Below are 18,101 nucleotides of genomic sequence, written 5' to 3' on the forward strand. Positions count from 1 at the left end.
CGGACAGGAACAGGGGCCTGCCGACCTGTTCCTGTCCTGCTTTAAGTACCACTGGAAACTCTTCCTGTGGCCCGCTCACATTACCTGTCGATGATCACCGGAATTTCCTTCAGACCGCGCAAGAGCAGGTGCGGCATATACTCAAGTTCTCCGGGTTTGCACGCCAGGCTAAATCGGGAACTGTTGCCAAGCAGGGTTTCCCAGGCAATGATCATTTCCAGCTTTGAAAGATGCTGGCCGATACAGACGTGCGAGCCAAAGCCGAAGGCGATATGACGGTTCAGATTGGGCCTGGAAATATCAAACTCAAGTGGCTTCTCGAATTTGCTCTCATCGTGATTGGAAGAGAAATATTTCAGTAGCACCATACTGCCTGCGGGGATAAGGACGCCTCCGAGTATGTAGTCTGACTTGACGACACGCCACATATTCGAGGTGGGCGAGGCAAGCCGTAGCGTTTCCTCAACCAGGTTGGGTATCAGCGAGTGATCTGCACGTATTCGCTCTTGCTGTTCGGGGTGCAGGCAGAGCTGGCGCATGCCTTCGGCCAGCGTTGCGGTTGTGGTTTCATTGCCTGCCACCAGGAATTGCGTGCAATGCGATAGTTGCTCTTCAATGGTAAGCGGCCGGCCTTCATAGCTCGCATGGGCAACGAGGTTCAGCAAGTCCTCCCTGGGGTTCGCCCGTCGCTCATCCAGGGCTTCGGCAAACCAATCGTATTCGTCTTTGAGTCCGGCGTGCGCCGCGAGAAGTGTTTCCTTATCACCCAGCTGGGAAAATACCGTGACATTGTCGACGGTCCATTTGAAGGCCAGTTCGCGCATTTCTTCTGGCATTCCCAGTACGTGCATGATGACTGACAGTGGAAAAGGGCGGGTGAATTGCTCAATGAAATTGAAGGGCGTGCCGATAGGCAGGCTATCGAAAAGGGCTGAGGACCTCTCTTTAATCCATGGACGATATTTGGCCAGTTTTTTTGCCAGGAAAAAATCCTTGAGTTCATCGCGGTAGATTCGATGTGGCGGATCATCAATCGTCAGCAAGGTACCTTTGCCAAGATCATAAGTGCGCCCCATGGCCTCGGCAATATCCTCATCGATCGAATCATCGGCGCCCTTGGCAAGGGCAAAGTCGTTGGAAAATATCGTGGGGTTCTTATGCGCTTCGCGCACCAGGTCGTAGGTCGACACGATAAACACTCCGGAGGCGGGATCCCGGTGCACCGGCGCCTGCTCTCGCAGTGTCTGGTCAAAGTGATACGGACATTTGAGTATTTTGTCGTCAAACAGCGCCATACCCGCGAGAGCACTATTTTCATCAATCACTGCGTCTGTCATACCGCTTCTCCCTTTTTCTTTTGCTAATAGTGGGGCATAACTACAAAACAGTCAATATTGACTGTTATTGGGGCTGCCCCCGTGCGGAGCTTTGCCGCAAGTGCGCACTGCTTCCTGTCGTAAAGTATTGCGAGGTGCAAAATATCCTAGGGTTTTGCCGGCAAAGGGATGTCGGGAATTTTGAGATGAGGAGTTTTTAATCCGGAAAAAAAAGGCGGCGTAGGAAGATGACGGTCTCCGTGCTGTCGGCAGGTTCGCTCCGGCGCCGGGAACTGCGAATAGGAAAAAGCCCTTTGTGGCTTAAAACCAATCTCCCGGCCCAAAGCTTCGTTACAGCCAGCCTGTTGGTGGCTTCACGGTAGAGGTTGCTATGCTTCGTTGGCCACGGATTCCTCGGTTTTGTCACGCATCAGGCCGCCATCAAACCTGATGGTCTTCTCCGGAACCACCTCGATAATAATGCGATCGTCGGTATCCAGAAACTGCACGAACAGCTCCGGCGTAGGCGCCGGGCTTACCGTATTGCTGGCAAAGTCGGGATAAAACCAGTCTCTGGTTTCCTGGTCGGTATGCAATATCGCATGACCTTTGAAGGTAATTGACTGGCTCACATCAATATCTGTACCGGCGCTGGAGATCACCACGCTGCAGCGATTGTCCCGTGCCAGAGCTTTCATGCGCGCACGTTGCCGGGTAGCGGTACACCAGATTCGGCCGTGGCGCCAGATATAACTCATTGTTACGCCGAGGCCGTGCCCCTCTTTATTGGTCCAGATAAAAGTCAGCTCATTTTGCTTGCGCAATAGCGCTTCCTCTCTATCGGAGGTGAGCCCGTACATGGTGACATCATCGTAGTTCTTTACGTGGTCTTCACTCATTATCGCTTTCCTTATTCTCAGTGTCGCTATTCCACAACCGGGCAATCAGGAACTACTTCGTCAAGTTTCCTCCCGCCAGTCGAAGGTTGCCACAGCCCGCAAACTCTATCATCTTACCTGCGCAAAGACAGAAAAATTCAGTTGTCGTCAATTGGCAAGGCGCTGCTCCATTCATCGTGATTGCCGCACTCTTGGGCAGCTCCAGAGCATGATACAAAATTTTGCTTGAAAACAGTATGTATTGACTGTTTTATTTGATAGAGTATTTTCAATTGGATTGGGGTTTGCAATACCCGATGTGCTACTCAAAGCCTTTGTTGCAGTCTGATGACCTTAGAGAAGCTAAAATAAAAGCAATAAATTCAATTGGTTATCGCAGAATCTCATCAGCGTGGGCGAATTTTTCGGCAGCAATACCGGGGCGGGGATCCCGCAATAAGCTGCCGTGCTGGCGCGGATATTTTCGGCACTCACTTGCGGCAGGAATGTGAGGTCCAGCATATGGATCTGATGTATTAGCGGCGTTGGCCGGGATCGCCGTAATGGATTGCTGTATCACTCCCGGCAGGGAGTTTTCCATTTCGTCCGGCATGACCGGCTTCTATGGTAGTCGGCGAAAGACGAGAAGGCTGTTAGGTCAATCAAGACTCTGTTGTCTGGTTTACTCGGAGCGGGTAATTGTTCTATGGGAAGAGTTGAAAGAAAAGTCGCAATTGTCACTGGTGCTGCGTCAGGTCTTGGACTTGCAACCTCTCGGCGGCTGTCGGAAGAAGGTGCCACGGTCATCATGACAGATATAAATTGCGCGGCCGGAGAATCGGCGGCAGAAAAAATAAAGGGCGCGACATTTCGAGAGCATGATGTCAGTCGCGAGCAGTGCTGGGAAAAGCTCGTCAATGATGTTGTTACTGATCACGGTTCTCTCGATATTCTAGTCAATTGCGCCGGGGTGGTTCAGCTGGCCAGTATCGAACAGACGACCGAAGACATGTGGCGAAAGATACACTCGGTTGGTACCGACGGCACATTCTTTGGCTGTAAACATGCCCTTAATGTGATGAAGCAGCAGGGGCAGGGCTCGATCATAAATATTTCTTCGACCGCGAGCATCCAGGGTGGCCCTAATATCTTTGCCTATGCCGCGTCAAAGAGTGCAATCCGCGGTATGACCAAGTCCGTCGCCTGTCTGAGTACCCAGCAGGGTTACGGCGTTCGCTGTAATTCCATTCATCCTGGCAATATGTCCACGCCAATGTTGCGGGGCGTATACGACGTTGTGCGGGGGTTTGACCCTGTCATGGCGGATGAACTGGAAAAAATGTGGGTAGGGGATCCCGAAGATGTGGCAAACATGGTCCTCTTTCTGGCATCCGATGAGTCGGTAGCGGTGAATGGTGCCGAGTTGGTGGTCGACAATACATTGACGATTACAGAAGGCGTGGTTCTCAAACGGGAATTGCAGGGCGCCGATGCTTAGTTGAGTCAGACTGGTGGCTCGCGATTCCCAGCCGGGGGCGATGCCGATATACGGAATTTACAGGGAGGAAGGCGCAATGTCGAGTGAGGAACTGCCGGCGCTGTCACAGGCGTTTATCGCCAACTATAACCGCTATGCGGAAGGTCTCGACTCAAAGAACTGGGGTCAGGTCCGCAGCTGCTTTGCTGACGAGGTCTATATCGACTACGGAGTGATCGTCGATCCTGATGGTGATCCCGGTATCGCCAAGAAGTCGGATGACTGGGTCCGGCAACTGCAGCACAACATCGGTGGCTTTGATAAAACACGCCATACCATCAGTAACCACCGTGTGTTGCTTGGTGGGGAATCCCCGAGTTGCAGGGCTTACCTCGTCGCTGATCACGTGATGTTTCCAGACCCCACATTACCTATTGCCGGGGCGGTAGATATTGCTACCGTAATCGGGGAATACACGAATCACTATAGGCTCATTGGAAAACAGTGGAAAATATATAAGTCGAAACTGGATATTCACTGGTCGACCGGCAATATCGAATTATTTGCGAAAGCTGTGGGGAAAGTGCATTCGGATCCAGAGATGACGTTGATTTAGGACGCGTAATTGTTGCTGGGACTTAGGCCGATGGTTAAATTATTCAATTGGGCATCCCGGTAATAGGCAAAGACGCCAATCGTTTTTGACAGGGTGAAGTGATGATGACAACACGACCTGAAATGGATTTAGAGCGCTTCCCCTACCTGCAGGGTAATTATGCTCCGGTACTGGAAGAATCCACGTTTGATGAAGGGGAGGGAGGGCTGCACGTCGAGGGGCAGATACCGCAGCAGATTACCGGTGCATTTATGCGCAACGGCCCCAACGTGGCCTGGCAGCCGGACCACTATGTGTACCCGGTGGATGGCGACGGAATGATCCATGCGGTCTATTTCAAGGACGGCCGCGTTCACTATCGCAATCGCTGGGTCAGATCAAACTGGTTCCGGGTTGAGGAGACCCTGCGGCGTGCCTGTTGGGGAAGCCACGGAAAGCCATACCCGGTCGATACCGAAACCCTGGCGGCCGGTGGTTCTGCCCACCCATTCAAGAATCCGGCAAACACGAGCGTGCTTTACCATGGCGGCAAGCTATTCGCGCTGTTTGAGGCAGGTTTTCCGCATGTCCTGTCCAGCGACCTGGAATCCGCTGAAGAATTTGACTATCACGGGCTGCTGCAGACCGGTGACGGCCTGACCGCGCACCCGAAGATCTGTGCCAGGAACGGGGATCTGATTTCCAATACCCAGCGGTTCGCCGAACCCTACCTGACCATTCAGATCTTTGATAGCGCCGGCCGCCACAAGCGTTCGATCCCGATTTATGGGATGCACCGCCGGGCGATGATCCACGATATTCAGCTTTGCGGGGATTATATCGTCGGTCTGTTTGCTCCTGCATTTCCGGATATCGAAGCGGCTATGCGCGGAGAAAATCCGTTTATCTGGGAGGCAGAGAGACCAACCCGGATATTTGCCGTGCACCGCGACGGCGGGGATCCCGTCTGGTTCGAGGCACCGACCTTCTTTAGCTGGCACTTCTGCAATGGGTTTCATAGCGGCAACAAGCTTTATGTAGATTATATCTGGATGGACAGTATGCCGGTATCCAACGATCTGGGCACCGGTGTTGAATCCCAGATGCGGAATTTGCATCGGTTGACGCTGGATCTGCTAACTGGATCTGTAACCAATGAAAAGGTTGGGCCCACATACTGTGAGTTTTCCCGGGCGGATGAGCGGCGCTGTGGCCTTCAATACCGCTATGGTTTCGCGGCTGCCGCAACGCATAGCCGGAGCGAAAGCCCGAATCACGCCTATAACGCGACAATTCGCTATGACATGGAAAGCGGTACCAGCCAGCTTTGGGACTTCGGTGAAGGGGCAAATGCCGGCGAGCCGGTGCATATCCCCAACCCCGATAGCGACAAGGAAGAGGATGGCTACCTGATGTCATACGTTACCTGCCCGGGTGAGGGGGCCTTCCTGTCCATCTTGAGCGCAGGTGACCTGACACGCGGGCCATTGGCCAAAATTCATATTCCGGCGCGGGTGCCCAACGGATTTCACGCAAACTGGATGAGCGGTATTACCCTCTGAGTCGCTGATTGCGGGCATGCGTCAATCAAGGCGAGCCTGTCCCGGTTTCTGGGGGGGGGCGTTAGCGGTGATGGATTATAGAGAAGACTGTGCTGAGGGGATGAATCAAAGTGGCCCCGGAGTGTTTACCGTGTGCATGGTTATACCAAGGAGGAGCGTTCTATGTCGGAAGTCGCAAAAGGCGGTTGCCTGTGTGGGGCTTGTCGTTATGAGTTTGCACGGGACACCGTGATCTCATCTTTCCATTGTCACTGCAGTGATTGTCGCCGGACGACCGGGAGTGGCAAGTCGACCATCGTCCTGGTGCCGGCGGCGGCAGTGCTGACACACGGGGAGCTGAAAACCTTCACTGTCACCGGCTCGGAGGGGGCACACGTGACCCGGGGCTTCTGTGGCTCCTGTGGTTCCCAGGTGAGTAGCCATGTAGAGGAGATGCCGGAGCTGCGAATGATCAAGGCGGGAACACTGGACGATAGCGGCTGGCTGACGGTCGATTCAAGTTGCTGGGGCAGCTCGGCACAGCCGTGGTCACCGGTGGATAAGGATAGTCCGGCGTTTGAACGCAATCCGGAGCTGGCACCTGCGTGAATATGGCTGCGCAGCGGTAAACATTCGTGGGGGCGTAATCCGCCGTTTCGCGGGTTCGCTCTATCTCCAGTGACCTCATTTTCCCCCGTGGAGCCGGGCGCGCTGGATGCGTGCCGATGTGCCATTTCCGCATAAAAAAATCGTTTAAATTCAATTAGATACGCGTATTCTTGGCGCTTAAATTTGCTTGCCAGATGTGCCTTTTTATGTCATTTTGATATATCAATATAACTTAACGTCGGGGCAAAAACTTGGTTGCAACTTCGTTCGGAGGGAATGTAGTATAAACAGTATGTCCTGATTGTTTTGTGGTAGGGCTGGGCCGACGTGCTGGGGTAAAAGCAAAATGTCGGCCCGCGATTGCTTTTGAATCCGTTACCGGTGGGTCTTGTCACCTCGCTGTAATGACAGGAAGTCAGTAGCCAATCGGTGCTCACAAAATTCGATGGAGAGAGAAATGCTAACAATAAATAAAATCACGTTGGGGATGGCTCTAGCGGGTTCGGTTTCAACGCTAACGGCATTGCCGCATGTCGCGTATGCGAAGGAAGACACGCTCGCCCTCGAGGAAGTGACCGTTACTGCGCGGAAGAAGGAGGAATCCCTGCAGGATGTTGCCGTATCGGTTACCGCAATTTCCAGCCAGCTCAAGAATGCCGCGGTCAAAAACATTCAGGATCTCAACAACTACTCCCCCAATGTCAATATCGATTTTAGCCCCGCAAGCGCCAACGCCGCGGCGATCTCCATCCGCGGTATCAGCCACCAGGATCCCGATAAAAGTATGGAAGCTCCGGTCGGTATGATTCTGGATGGCGTGTTTATGGGAACCACGGCAGGTCAGCTGATGGACAGCTTTGACCTCGAGCGCGTCGAAATATTGCGCGGTCCACAGGGCACGTTGTTCGGTAAAAATACCACCGGAGGCGCGCTTAATGTGATCCGATCCAAGCCCACCAAGGAATTGGGATCGAAGGTTCGGGTCGGTGTTGGCGATTATGGCCTGGTCGAGACCAAGGCTATCGTAAACACTCCGCTTACATCCACCGGCGGCCTGAAACTCTCAGTCAATAAATCCAAGTCGGACGGCTACTGGGAAAATACCACCACGGGTAAAGACGCCGGTGGTATGGACTACCTGCAGTTGGGAGCCATGGTCGCCTTTGATGTGACCGATACTTTTGATGTGTCGCTGGCCTATGACCGCATTGACGACAATTCGGATCACGGCGCATTTGCCAATTTCAACGACGATTCCAGCCTGACCTGCCTGGCGAGTATTGGGGGGCTCAACATCCCCGGCGTCATCACTGTGCCGGCGGACCCGACGAATCCGGATTTTGGTGCCGGATGCATGAGCATGGATAAAGGCAGTGATGAAGATCATGTATCCATGAATGGGAATAATGAGGCTTCAACCAAGGATAACCTGGCAAACCTGACCTTGAACTGGGATCTGGGGGGGTGGCAGATGACCTCAATCACCGGTTATCAGGATCGGGAAGAAACATACAACCATGAATTCGACTCCAGTTCGGTGCGCATGCTCAATGTCACAGGCGGGCACGAGTATTCGCAGTTCAGTCAGGAAGTTCGTCTGAATGGCAAGTTTAACGATGCGGTCAACTTGACCGCCGGTGTTTACTACTTTGACTCGGATGTTCGCCAGTACCAGGACAGCTTTGATATGTGGTACTACATCGCGTTTGGCCCGGATTTCGCAATTCCCGACGGTATGGGCGGTTTCATACCGATGCCCTTGCCGCTTGGTGATGTGAGCGCCAATCTCGATGGTACCGTCACCAACCAGGCGAGCGCCTTGTTCGCCAGCCTCGACTGGCAATTGACCGACGATCTGTCATTGAATCTGGGTGGCCGCTATACCTGGGAAGAGAAGGGCTTCGAGGGTGGCGCAGGTCGTTATGACTCTAAGATCCTCGGCAAGGGGTTTATCCCTGCCGGGCCTATTCGCAAGCTGAAGGATGACTGGCAGGAGTTCTCACCTCGCGTCGCGCTTCAGTACAATCTTTCTGACGATATCATGGCATTTGCCTCTTATGCCAACGGGTTTAAGAGCGGCGGTTTCTTCGCCCGCACGCAAAACGTGAATGCCATTTCTTCTTTTGATCCAGAATATGTGGATACTTACGAGATCGGTTTGAAGAGTGAACTTCTGGATAAGCGCATTCGTTTAAATGCCACTGCTTTCAAGTCGGATTACACCGATAAACAGGAAGATATTCTCGTGCCGGAAGCGGGTGGCCAAGTGAATACCATTGTCCGCAACGCTGGTGACGTAGGTATCTCCGGTCTTGAGCTGGAAATGCAGGCGGTCATTACCACGAATCTGAATATCTATATGATGGCCGGTCTGCTCGATGCGAAATACAACAAGTTCTTTGCCGATGTCGATGGTGAGGCTTATCCTGGCGAGGGCGTAATTCCTACCGATAATACCTATCTGAAATTGCGCAATACTCCAGATAAAACACTCGGCGCCGGATTTGACTATTACAGGAATATCGACCTGGGAGAGCTCTCAGTCAGTTATAGCTATCGCTGGTCCGACGACTACGAAAGCGAATTCTTCAACGATCCCCGCGGCCATGTTGACGCCATGGGCTTGCATAGTGCCAGTATAAGCCTCTCGATAGACAGTAAATATCGCCTGAGTCTCTACGGCCGAAACCTGACCAATGAGCGTTACGCCCGTCTTGTAAAGATAGGTAGCATCGCGCAAATGGGGCAGTACAACGCGCCGCGTACATATGGTTTTCAGTTTACGGCCGATTTCTAACCCGCAACGGCCCGCGTGAGCGGGCCGACCTCTTGCACCTGTTTATTGTTGATCCTGCAAGAACATGATTTTCCGGATGGCCTGTTGATCGGTTCCCGTTTCGGGCGGAAAGGGTTTTCCGATTGAAAGGCATGAACTGTCGATCAAAGCCGTAACGGGTTTCTTACCCGGGCCCTTGTCTGGCAAGTATCTCCCCTGAGCCGAAGTATGGTTTGCGCAGTAGTGGTTGATTCAAGCTGTCATTGCTGATCGATCACCCGTTGATATGTATCGATGGAGATTAAAATGCGAATTAGTCTTAAGAATCCCGCAAATATTGTGTTAACCAGTTGTATTTCTGCTATGGCTGCTTTCCCTGTCGGCGTATGCGCGCAGGACAAGGGAAAAGACAAGTCCGATACTCGCGCACTGGAAGAGGTTACAGTGACGGCCCGGAAGCGCGCCGAATCGATGCAGGATGTTCCGGTTAGCATCACCGCGGTTTCCGCACAGCTCGAAGATCCCTCAGTGCAGAGCCTTCAGGACGTTCAGAATTATGTGCCCAACGTTTCCATTGACCAGATCCCTGGAAATAACGGTGCGTCTATTTCGATTCGCGGTATCAGCTTCCAGGAAACCGACAAGAGTCTGGATCCGCCGGTTGGCGTAATCCTCGACGGTGTCTATATCGGCGTCGCAGCCGGAGAACTGCTGAATAACTTCGACCTCGAACGAGTGGAAGTCCTGAGGGGGCCGCAGGGGACCCTGTTCGGGAAAAACACCATTGCCGGTGCGATCAATGTGATTCGCACCGCGCCGACCCGTGAATTTGGCGCAAAGGTGAAGGTTGGTGGTGGGTCGTGGAATCGGCGTGAAGTCAATGCCGTAGTCAATACGCCGCTGGGTAACAACGGTGGCTTGAAGATTTATGGCAACAAGCTGGCGCACGATGGATATATCAAGGATCGTCTGATTGGGGATGATCTGGGTGATGTTGATTACCGCCAATTGGGGGCAACAGCTGTATATGACCCGACGGAGCAACTATCGGTATCGCTCACTGCCGAACGTATCAAGGACAACTCCGAAGTAGGTGCCTGGTCTAATTTTAATCGCACCACAGATTCTATGGCCTGCTGGTCGACCTTGAATCAGCCGTTCCTGCCGTCGGCGATTTCACCAGATGTACCCTATGGATCCGGCTGTATGGAATTTGATGACCAAAGCGGTCCCGGCAAAAGTTCCGTTAATGCCCCGAATACATCTGAGGTGACGAATGACTATGCCAACTTGACGATGGAGCTTGGCTTGGGAAGTTGGCAGCTCACGTCAATAACCGGCTATGTGAAGCGCGAGGAGCAGTTCCGTCTTGAATATGATGCCTCGCGGGTACCGTTTGTCACGGTGCTCGGTGCGCATGACTACTCACAGTTCAGCCAGGAGCTGCGTGCCGATGGGAATCTCACCGAATCGGTAAATCTCACCACGGGTCTCTACTACTGGAAGTCGGATTACTGGCAGACGCAAACTTCCTACGACATGTGGTATTACTTTGGAATCGGTTTTGGCCCGGAAGGCGGTTTCAATCCAGGAGATATTTCCCAGGGGCTGACGGGCGATGGGGATAACACGGCTTACGCGTTATTCGCCAGTCTCGATTGGCAGATTACCGATAAATTGCTGTTGAATGCGGGGGGACGCTTTACCAGAGAACACAAGACATTCAATGGCGGCAGTGGTCCTTTCACCTATGTTCCGATGAACGTTGATATTGTGCCTGCAGGTCCAATTGTCCATTTGAAGGATAATTGGCAGGAATTTTCTCCAAAGATAGCCCTTCAGTATGAGCTGGCCGAGGATGTGATGGTGTTCGGATCGTTCGCCAGTGGTTTCAAGAGTGGCGGATTTTTCGCGCGTACACAGGACGTGTACGGAATGCAGTCATATGATCCTGAGTATGTTGACACCGTGGAAATGGGCCTCAAAAGTGAATGGCTCAATAATCGTCTGAGGCTGAACGCTACTGCCTTCGCCAGTAAATATACCGATAAGCAAGAAGACGTCATCGTTCCGGATTCTACCGGATCGGTAAGTACTGTAGTGCGGAATGCGGCGGATGTGGGAATCAAAGGACTTGAGTTGGAGCTGATGGCTTCCATCACTAATGATCTCAGCCTGTCTGCGAATTTGGGACTTCTCGATACGGGATACGATAAGTTCTTTGCGGACATTACCGGTGATGGAATTGCCACCGATAACTCCGGCTTGGTAATACGGAATGCACCGGAAAAAACGTTTGGCCTGGGACTGGATTACGTTCGGGATATTGGTTTTGCCGAGTTATCGCTCAACTACAATTATCGTTGGAGAGACAAGTACCAGACGATCTTTGGGAATGATCCCCTGGGGCAGGTAGATTCCACGGCTTTTCATAATGTCAGTATCAGTGTGGGCTTTAATGATAAATACGAGCTGAGCGTGTATGGCAGGAACCTGACTGATGAGCGTTATGCGCGAGTTATCCTGATCCCGCCTGTTGCAAATTTTGGTCAGTATACCCCGCCGCGTAATTACGGTATTGGCTTTACCGTGGAATTCTAATGGGAATTTTCGCTCTCCGGGTTGTAAGGGGATATTTTGGTAGTTACCGCCATTCACTTGGCGGCATATATGAGCAGCACGACATGGAATGTCAAGGTAGAAAGCAATAATAAACTCAATGCTTAATAGGAATAGTGCGATGGTAAGTTCAACCAGAGGAGTTTTACTGTTATTTGCAGTGATTTTAACCGCAACCGCAGTTCAGGCAGACCCTTTACCGGGTTATCAGTCTTTCAATGGCATCACTAATGACGTGGGGCCGGATCTGGCGACGGTCATAGAATACGATGCGACCAAGGCAGCCTGTGATCAATATCAGACAGATCTGGATCAGTACCTGGCGGATAACGATGCCGTGCTCAGCCAGCTCGATGATAATGAAGTGAGTATGGCGGTACTGTCCGACCAGGAGCAGTATATTGTTGATAACTTTGTCAATAACTACGATGAGGCAAAGCTGTTGCAGTGCGGCAAGTACCTGTTCTTCTACGGGACTTTCGATACTACCGGCCCGCCAAAGTCGATGATGAATTTTATGCTCAGGAACTTCGAGGGCTACTTCGGCCCGGGTTTCGCCAATTTTGGTATGTATCCCGACCCGAATCCAGTTGCCACGATTCCACCATCTCCCTTTGACCCGAGCGTCGGACCCAAGCAGCTGCCGGTGGGCATCGCCGACAGCAGTGGTGTGTTTGGCAGCTCTGTGCCGGTGTATGCATTCACCTGTGCTGCCTGTCACTTTAAAAAGATGGGCGATGGCAACTACGCCGTCGGCGTAGGCAATACCGATTTTGATTACTCGCGCATGGTCTCTGTGCAGGGGCAGCTGCCAATGCAGTTTTTGTTCCAGGCCCCAAATCTGGCTGGCTATCCGGATGAGACGGCTGAGCAGATTCTCGCCGGCACAGTGCTGCCCGGGGTACAGCAGGAACTGAATTATCCGGTGGTTATGGCGCGTTACTTCCAGCCCGGCGGTATCCCCGAATTCCTTGCCGTGAACCAGGAACTGGAGGCCGGTTCTACCCAGGAGGATCGCGACCGGATTTCTGCAACCCTGTTACAGCAGGCGCAGGGCTGGACAGCCTGGAGCGGGGTGTTGGATTTTATGGTGCCGCCGATGCAAGACGACGGAGCCTTTACCATTACCCGCATTCTCGATTTGTCCAATATCGTGACCGATGAAAATGTTCAGAAGCAGTATGGTTTCAAGTACAAGTCCGGTCTGGGTTGGCACGGCGGTTCGTTTGACCTGATTAATTTCGTCCGCTCGGTCATCACTCTTACCCCAAGCGATATTGATAATCCAGAATCGCGTGCTGAATATAATTACTGGGTAAACGAATATCGGTTTATGCCACTGGTCCGCTACCTGGAAACATTCGATGAGCCGAATTTACCGAACGACCGCGTGTTTGATATGGCGGCTGCTAAGCGCGGCGAAGCGATCTTCGATGACGATTGCAGTAGTTGCCACAACGGCCCGTCCGGGGAAACCAGCAGACCTTATGCTCACGCCGAGGTGAATGTCGAGCGCGGGAACCAGGCCTTTATGAACCTGTACTGGGATAGTTCCCTGTTTGGTGGCATAGGTGGCTTCGAGACCAATGTTACTGCACTTCGCGAGCGCTTCCCGGCCGGTGAAACCGGTATCTATACCATGGCACTCAAGTCACCGCGGCTGGCGTCCCTGTGGGATAACGAGCGACTGCTGCATAACGGTTCCGCCTGGGGGTTGGAGGAGCTGCTGACCTGCACCAGCGGCCGGGCCAGCCATGCGGATCTTACCGAGCTGGTGAACCTGAAGCAGCGCATCGACTACTCGGATCCGACCAGTCCACCGGTTCCGTTGGAAGCCCTCACCAATACCCAGTTCTCCAATCAGGGCCACCAGTTCGGCTGTGAATATTCGTCTGACCAGAAGGCCGACCTGATTGATTTCGTTCAGACTTTTGCCACCAGTAGAAATGTGGGTAATCGCTATAATGGCCAGTGGGACTCTGCTTGTGAGGCTGCACCCGGTCCGGCTGGCAAGTACATGCTGAATAGTATCTCGATCACCAAGGGCAAGCGGATGGAGTTGCTAGTCAAGTTCTATTCGGATGCCGCTTGTCAGGTGCTAGATACCTCGGTGGTCAACAACCCGCGGACGATCCATTCCTGGGCAATGGAAGTGGGGGACTCCTTCGTCAACTCCCGTGGTTACCTGTCCCACAACGTGACCTATACCAAGCCAGATGGCAGCACCGACGAGGATGTCATTGCGATCGAAGGGGATGAACTGGCCACCGCAACCGAGGGGGACCCGGTGCCGCGCGGCCTGTTCGTCAAGGCCAGGACGGATTATCCCGGCTTGAACGGTGACTGGTTGAATGATCAGTGTAGCGCCGACAACACTCGTGGGATGGTGGTTATCTGGGATGGAGTCCGCGTCAACAAAACCGTGAGCTACAACGCTCCGGGTTGCACTGGTGGTGTCAGCAGTGTGGTGAATGATGATGCCTGGACTTTTTCCGATCCTCTGTGGATGCCGGTGATTTCACCGGTAGATTCGGCACCCAAGTACAATATGCAGATGGTCATGAATAGTCAGGTGGACGGCAGTGGTTTGACGCAGTATGTCAATGTCACCGATACCACGTTAAGCACCGCATCGGATAATAACTTTGCGGCCAGTAATCGCGTCGATAGTGAACATTACACCCGGATCTACAATATCAAGTCTGCGAAATAGGACAATTCCTGGTGGTGCTTGTTGTGGCGATGGGGTTACCCATCGCCATTTTTTCTTCAGGCAGGAAAAGTGGTTAAGAAGCCGGGCGAATTTGCGCTTTATGCCGCTGTCGCTTGTGTACCATTTAGCGTATTAATGTCAGGAGTAATCCGTTACTGGATGCCATAATTAATGCGTGGGAATTCGGGATTGTTGGAAGTTGGTGTTTCCGGTCACCTCCGGGGTCATAAGTGTTTGCATAGGTGACAATGTCATAGTAGAAAGAATAGTGTTTTCACAATACATTCAGGATTGCGTATGAGTGCGTTGAAACCCATCATTGGTGTTCTCGGGGGTACAGGTGGCCTCGGCACGGGATTAGCCAGCAGGTGGTTGCAAGCCGGTTACCAGGTCATCATCGGGTCCCGTTCTATCGATAAGGGAACAGCGGCTGTCGATAAATTAACAACCGTCATGGCAGAGCGTGGAAATAACGACATTTCTGTCAGCGCCTCGGATTACGCTGCGACTGCGCGTGAGGCTGATATTGTTGTCCTTACGGTTCCCTTTAGTCATCAGGCCAGTACCTTGGCGGCGGTTCGGGAACAGTTGCAAGGGAAAACCCTGATCGATACCACCGTTCCCCTGGTACCACCAAAAGTCTCAAGGGTGCAATTGCCGCAGCAGGGGTCTGCCGGACAGATCGCCCAGGAGATCCTCGGTGAATCGGTCCATGTGGTTTCGGCTTTCCAGAATGTACCGGCGCCGCACCTTCAGGCAGAACAGAAAATGGATTGCGATGTGCTGGTTTGCGGCAATAGTAAGGAAGCGCGTTCCAGTGCCATCGAATTAGTGGCGGCAATCGGTATGCGGGGGCTTCATGCCGGGCCGATAGAGAATTCCGCTGCTGTGGAGGCAATGACTTCACTTTTGATTTTCGTTAACAAGCAACACGGTTGTCACGCCGGTATCCGGATTACCGGCATCGAATAACCGATTTACACCAGGAAGTGATTTGTATGGTGCAGCGTCTCGAGATGTATGCCCTGCCTGATTTTCCTATGGTAGAGCCGGGTGATGACCTGGTAGCGCAGATCGCGCAGTCTGTTGCAGGGGCGGGGCTGTCTTTGCGCGATAGCGATATCATTGTGGTTGCGCAGAAAATTGTTTCCAAAGCGGAGAACCGCTACGCCTATCTCAAGCAAGTCACCGTTAGCGCGGAGGCGAAAGTGCTCGCAGAGAGCGCTGCTAAAGACCCCCGCCTGGTACAGGTCATCCTCGATGAATCCGTTGAGGTAATCAAGCACCGGCCCGGGGCCATCATCGTTGAGCACCGGCTCGGTTATGTCCATGCGAATGCCGGTATCGATCAATCCAATATCTCCTCTGATAGTCAAAACCCTCGGGTGCTTTTACTGCCCCGTGACCCGGATGCCAGTGCCGCGCGGTTGCGTGCCGGCCTGCACCGGGAAACTGGGGCAGAAGTCGCGTTTATCATCAACGATAGCGCGGGCCGGGCCTGGCGTAACGGCACACTGGGGTTCGCGATCGGCACCGCGGGGTTCGAGCCGGTTGCGGATTTGATTGGACAAAAAGATCTTTTTGGTCGCACGCTGGAAGCGACGACAGTGGCGGTCGCCGATGAGCTGGCAGCCGGTGCTTCATTTTTGATGGGGCAGGCGGCCGAGGCCGCGCCGGTGGTATTGATACGCGGGGCGGGCCTACCCGTCGCAGAGGCCGGTTCCCGGAGTCTGTTGCGTTCACGAGAGCAGGACCTGTTCCGCTCCTAGTGAATTTCCACTGGCTGCGAGGCTGCGCTTAAGCGGTGGTAGCGGGAACTGAAGGACATAGGAGCTTGGGGTGTTGGTTGCAGATAATAAGAAAGTACTGGCGCTTTGTGGTGGGGTAGGCGGTGCAAAACTGGCTCTGGGCTTCAAGCACAGTCTGCCTGCAGATCAGTTGACCGTGGTCGTGAATACCGGTGACGACTTCGAGCATCTGGGACTGACGATTTGCCCCGACCTGGATACGGTAATGTATACCCTCGCGGGTCTGAACGACGCTGAAAGAGGCTGGGGGCTCGCGGGTGAGACCTGGAATGGACTTGCCGCACTGGAACGGCTGGGTGGCGACACCTGGTTCCAGCTGGGCGATCAGGACCTGGCGACGCACTTGATGCGGTCACAATTGCTCGCGCAGGGATATTCCCTGTCCGCCGTAACCGGGCATTTGTGCCGGAAACTGGAAATAGACACACAAGTCCTGCCGATGTCGGATGATCCGGTGCGCACCCTGGTTGGCACTGAAGGGGGAGAGCTGGCCTTCCAGCACTATTTTGTCCGCGATCGCTGCAAGCCGGCAGTAACCGGGTTTCGCTTCGATGGGATTGGGACGGCACAGCCACACCCCGAATTCCTGGAGCTGTTACAGGGGGATGCACTGGCAGCAATTGTGATTTGTCCCTCCAATCCCTTTGTCAGCGTTCAGCCAATCCTGGCGTTACCGGGCGTCCGTGATGCACTGCGGCAGTGCGGTGCACCGGTGGTGGCGGTCTCGCCAATTGTAGCGGGCCTCGCAATCAAGGGACCTGCAGCCAAAATGATGGAGGACATGTCGATGCCAGTGAGTGCCGCAGCGGTTGCCGGATATTACGGGAGCCTGCTCGATGGATATATTCTCGATGAGGCCGACGCTCACCAGGCGGAAGAAATTGAAAGCCTCGGCATCAAGACGCTGGTAGTGCCAACAGTGATGCAGGGCCTGCAGGACAGGATTGACCTGGCCGAGAGCGCCGTGCAGTTCTCTCGATCGCTGGTTCACGAATGACTCTCCGGGGATATGGAGCCAATTATGTGGGCATTATTACCATTAAAAGAATTTGCACACGCTAAGCAGAGACTAGCCGGAATATTGAGCGCTGAGGAACGCGTTCAGCTGTTTGAGGCGATGGTAAAGGATGTCCTCTCTGTGTTGCGGCGGCACCCGGATATTGAGCGGACGCTGATTATCTCGGATGATCCATTGGCAAAAAAACTGGCTGCAGACTACGGCGCAGAGTTGCTGAGTGAAGCTGGCTTGCAGGTGAGCGGGCTGAATCCGGCGGTGCAGGCCGGGGTCGATGTATTGGCGAGGCGAGGCATCGATGATGTCATGGTGATCCACGGCGACATGCCACTGCTTACGCCCAATGAAATCACTCGCTTGCTGCAGGCGCATCGACAGCAGGGGGGGGCGATTGCGGGCCGTTCCGCGAGTCCTATGCTGACAATAATCCCCGACGAGCGCCGGGAGGGCACAAATTGCCTTGTCTGCACACCGGCGTCGACGTTGACCTATTGCTATGGCCGGCAGAGTTTTCTCGCCCATGCCACCCAGGCGAGTCGCATCGGCCTGCCGCTGCAGGTGCTGCGCCTGCCGGGCCTGATGTGTGATATCGATACGCCCGTCGAACTGGTAAAGCTGGTGCAGCTGGCGTCCTCCAGCGTCGCTGTACATTCCTATGACTGTATCCATTCCATCGGGCTGGCCGGGCGATTGGGCCTGGCCACTTCGGAGCCCACCGCGCCGGTGGGCCTGCACTATCACCGGGTAAGTTGAC

Annotated in this window: 14 protein-coding genes; 11 read left to right on the plus strand and 3 right to left on the minus strand. The window is 53.6% G+C overall.

The features are described 5' to 3' along the window. Positions 1 to 80: 80 nt before the first annotated feature. From ABDK11_RS06325 to ABDK11_RS06335, 3 genes are all read right to left on the minus strand, one after another. Complete coding sequence (locus tag ABDK11_RS06325; RefSeq protein WP_346839456.1) at positions 81 to 1,337, minus strand: cytochrome P450; 1,257 nt, start codon at positions 1,335 to 1,337, stop codon at positions 81 to 83. Positions 1,338 to 1,705: 368 nt separating this feature from the next. After that, on the minus strand, positions 1,706 to 2,215 hold the full coding sequence (locus ABDK11_RS06330; protein ID WP_346839457.1) for a hypothetical protein: 510 nt from the start codon (positions 2,213 to 2,215) through the stop codon (positions 1,706 to 1,708). Between the two features lie 370 nt (positions 2,216 to 2,585). Beyond that, positions 2,586 to 2,807: a hypothetical protein gene (locus ABDK11_RS06335; RefSeq protein ID WP_346839458.1), complete on the minus strand. Its 222-nt coding sequence runs from the start codon at positions 2,805 to 2,807 to the stop codon at positions 2,586 to 2,588. Positions 2,808 to 2,900: 93 nt separating this feature from the next. On the opposite strand from ABDK11_RS06335, the gene ABDK11_RS06340 reads away from it, so the two are divergent. From ABDK11_RS06340 to cofC, 11 genes are all read left to right on the plus strand, one after another. After that, on the plus strand, positions 2,901 to 3,692 hold the full coding sequence (locus ABDK11_RS06340) for an SDR family oxidoreductase (RefSeq protein ID WP_346839459.1): 792 nt from the start codon (positions 2,901 to 2,903) through the stop codon (positions 3,690 to 3,692). Positions 3,693 to 3,768: 76 nt separating this feature from the next. Further along, positions 3,769 to 4,287, plus strand: a complete 519-nt coding sequence (locus ABDK11_RS06345) for a nuclear transport factor 2 family protein (protein ID WP_346839460.1) — start codon at positions 3,769 to 3,771, stop codon at positions 4,285 to 4,287. Between the two features lie 101 nt (positions 4,288 to 4,388). Further along, positions 4,389 to 5,828 carry a carotenoid oxygenase family protein gene (locus ABDK11_RS06350; RefSeq protein WP_346839461.1) on the plus strand — a complete coding sequence of 480 codons (1,440 nt, stop codon included), beginning with the start codon at positions 4,389 to 4,391 and terminating at the stop codon, positions 5,826 to 5,828. 162 nt (positions 5,829 to 5,990) lie between these two features. Next, positions 5,991 to 6,416 (plus strand): GFA family protein, encoded by a 426-nt coding sequence (locus ABDK11_RS06355; RefSeq protein WP_346839462.1) that lies wholly within the window; start codon positions 5,991 to 5,993, stop codon positions 6,414 to 6,416. A 457-nt stretch (positions 6,417 to 6,873) separates the two neighbouring features. Beyond that, positions 6,874 to 9,213, plus strand: coding sequence for a TonB-dependent receptor (locus ABDK11_RS06360; RefSeq protein ID WP_346839463.1), 2,340 nt, complete (start codon positions 6,874 to 6,876; stop codon positions 9,211 to 9,213). A gap of 285 nt (positions 9,214 to 9,498) precedes the next feature. Further along, a complete protein-coding gene (locus tag ABDK11_RS06365) occupies positions 9,499 to 11,793 on the plus strand; it encodes a TonB-dependent receptor (RefSeq protein ID WP_346839464.1) in 2,295 nt (764 codons plus the stop codon). A gap of 139 nt (positions 11,794 to 11,932) precedes the next feature. Beyond that, complete coding sequence (locus ABDK11_RS06370) at positions 11,933 to 14,524, plus strand: hypothetical protein (RefSeq protein WP_346839465.1); 2,592 nt, start codon at positions 11,933 to 11,935, stop codon at positions 14,522 to 14,524. 297 nt (positions 14,525 to 14,821) lie between these two features. Then, positions 14,822 to 15,496, plus strand: coding sequence for an NADPH-dependent F420 reductase (gene npdG, locus ABDK11_RS06375; protein ID WP_346839466.1), 675 nt, complete (start codon positions 14,822 to 14,824; stop codon positions 15,494 to 15,496). Between the two features lie 26 nt (positions 15,497 to 15,522). Next, positions 15,523 to 16,293 carry a coenzyme F420-0:L-glutamate ligase gene (gene cofE / locus ABDK11_RS06380; RefSeq protein WP_346839467.1) on the plus strand — a complete coding sequence of 257 codons (771 nt, stop codon included), beginning with the start codon at positions 15,523 to 15,525 and terminating at the stop codon, positions 16,291 to 16,293. A gap of 70 nt (positions 16,294 to 16,363) precedes the next feature. Then, on the plus strand, positions 16,364 to 17,329 hold the full coding sequence (gene cofD, locus ABDK11_RS06385; RefSeq protein ID WP_346839468.1) for a 2-phospho-L-lactate transferase: 966 nt from the start codon (positions 16,364 to 16,366) through the stop codon (positions 17,327 to 17,329). 24 nt (positions 17,330 to 17,353) lie between these two features. After that, positions 17,354 to 18,100 (plus strand): 2-phospho-L-lactate guanylyltransferase, encoded by a 747-nt coding sequence (gene cofC, locus ABDK11_RS06390; protein WP_346839469.1) that lies wholly within the window; start codon positions 17,354 to 17,356, stop codon positions 18,098 to 18,100. The last annotated feature ends 1 nt before the right edge of the window (position 18,101 follow it).

Source organism: Microbulbifer sp. SAOS-129_SWC, assembly GCF_039696035.1.
Classification (GTDB): domain Bacteria; phylum Pseudomonadota; class Gammaproteobacteria; order Pseudomonadales; family Cellvibrionaceae; genus Microbulbifer.

Excerpts from the sequence above, each read along its gene's own strand:
- cofE (WP_346839467.1), top strand. The coding sequence starts at position 15,523 with ATGGTGCAGCGTCTCGAGATGTATGCCCTGCCTGATTTTCCTATGGTA.
- ABDK11_RS06365 (WP_346839464.1), top strand. The coding sequence starts at position 9,499 with ATGCGAATTAGTCTTAAGAATCCCGCAAATATTGTGTTAACCAGTTGT.
- ABDK11_RS06350 (WP_346839461.1), top strand. The coding sequence starts at position 4,389 with ATGATGACAACACGACCTGAAATGGATTTAGAGCGCTTCCCCTACCTG.
- ABDK11_RS06335 (WP_346839458.1), bottom strand. The coding sequence starts at position 2,807 with ATGCCGGACGAAATGGAAAACTCCCTGCCGGGAGTGATACAGCAATCC.
- ABDK11_RS06360 (WP_346839463.1), top strand. The coding sequence starts at position 6,874 with ATGCTAACAATAAATAAAATCACGTTGGGGATGGCTCTAGCGGGTTCG.
- ABDK11_RS06370 (WP_346839465.1), top strand. The coding sequence starts at position 11,933 with ATGGTAAGTTCAACCAGAGGAGTTTTACTGTTATTTGCAGTGATTTTA.
- ABDK11_RS06325 (WP_346839456.1), bottom strand. The coding sequence starts at position 1,337 with ATGACAGACGCAGTGATTGATGAAAATAGTGCTCTCGCGGGTATGGCG.
- ABDK11_RS06330 (WP_346839457.1), bottom strand. The coding sequence starts at position 2,215 with ATGAGTGAAGACCACGTAAAGAACTACGATGATGTCACCATGTACGGG.
- npdG (WP_346839466.1), top strand. The coding sequence starts at position 14,822 with ATGAGTGCGTTGAAACCCATCATTGGTGTTCTCGGGGGTACAGGTGGC.
- ABDK11_RS06355 (WP_346839462.1), top strand. The coding sequence starts at position 5,991 with ATGTCGGAAGTCGCAAAAGGCGGTTGCCTGTGTGGGGCTTGTCGTTAT.
- ABDK11_RS06340 (WP_346839459.1), top strand. The coding sequence starts at position 2,901 with ATGGGAAGAGTTGAAAGAAAAGTCGCAATTGTCACTGGTGCTGCGTCA.
- cofC (WP_346839469.1), top strand. The coding sequence starts at position 17,354 with ATGTGGGCATTATTACCATTAAAAGAATTTGCACACGCTAAGCAGAGA.
- ABDK11_RS06345 (WP_346839460.1), top strand. The coding sequence starts at position 3,769 with ATGTCGAGTGAGGAACTGCCGGCGCTGTCACAGGCGTTTATCGCCAAC.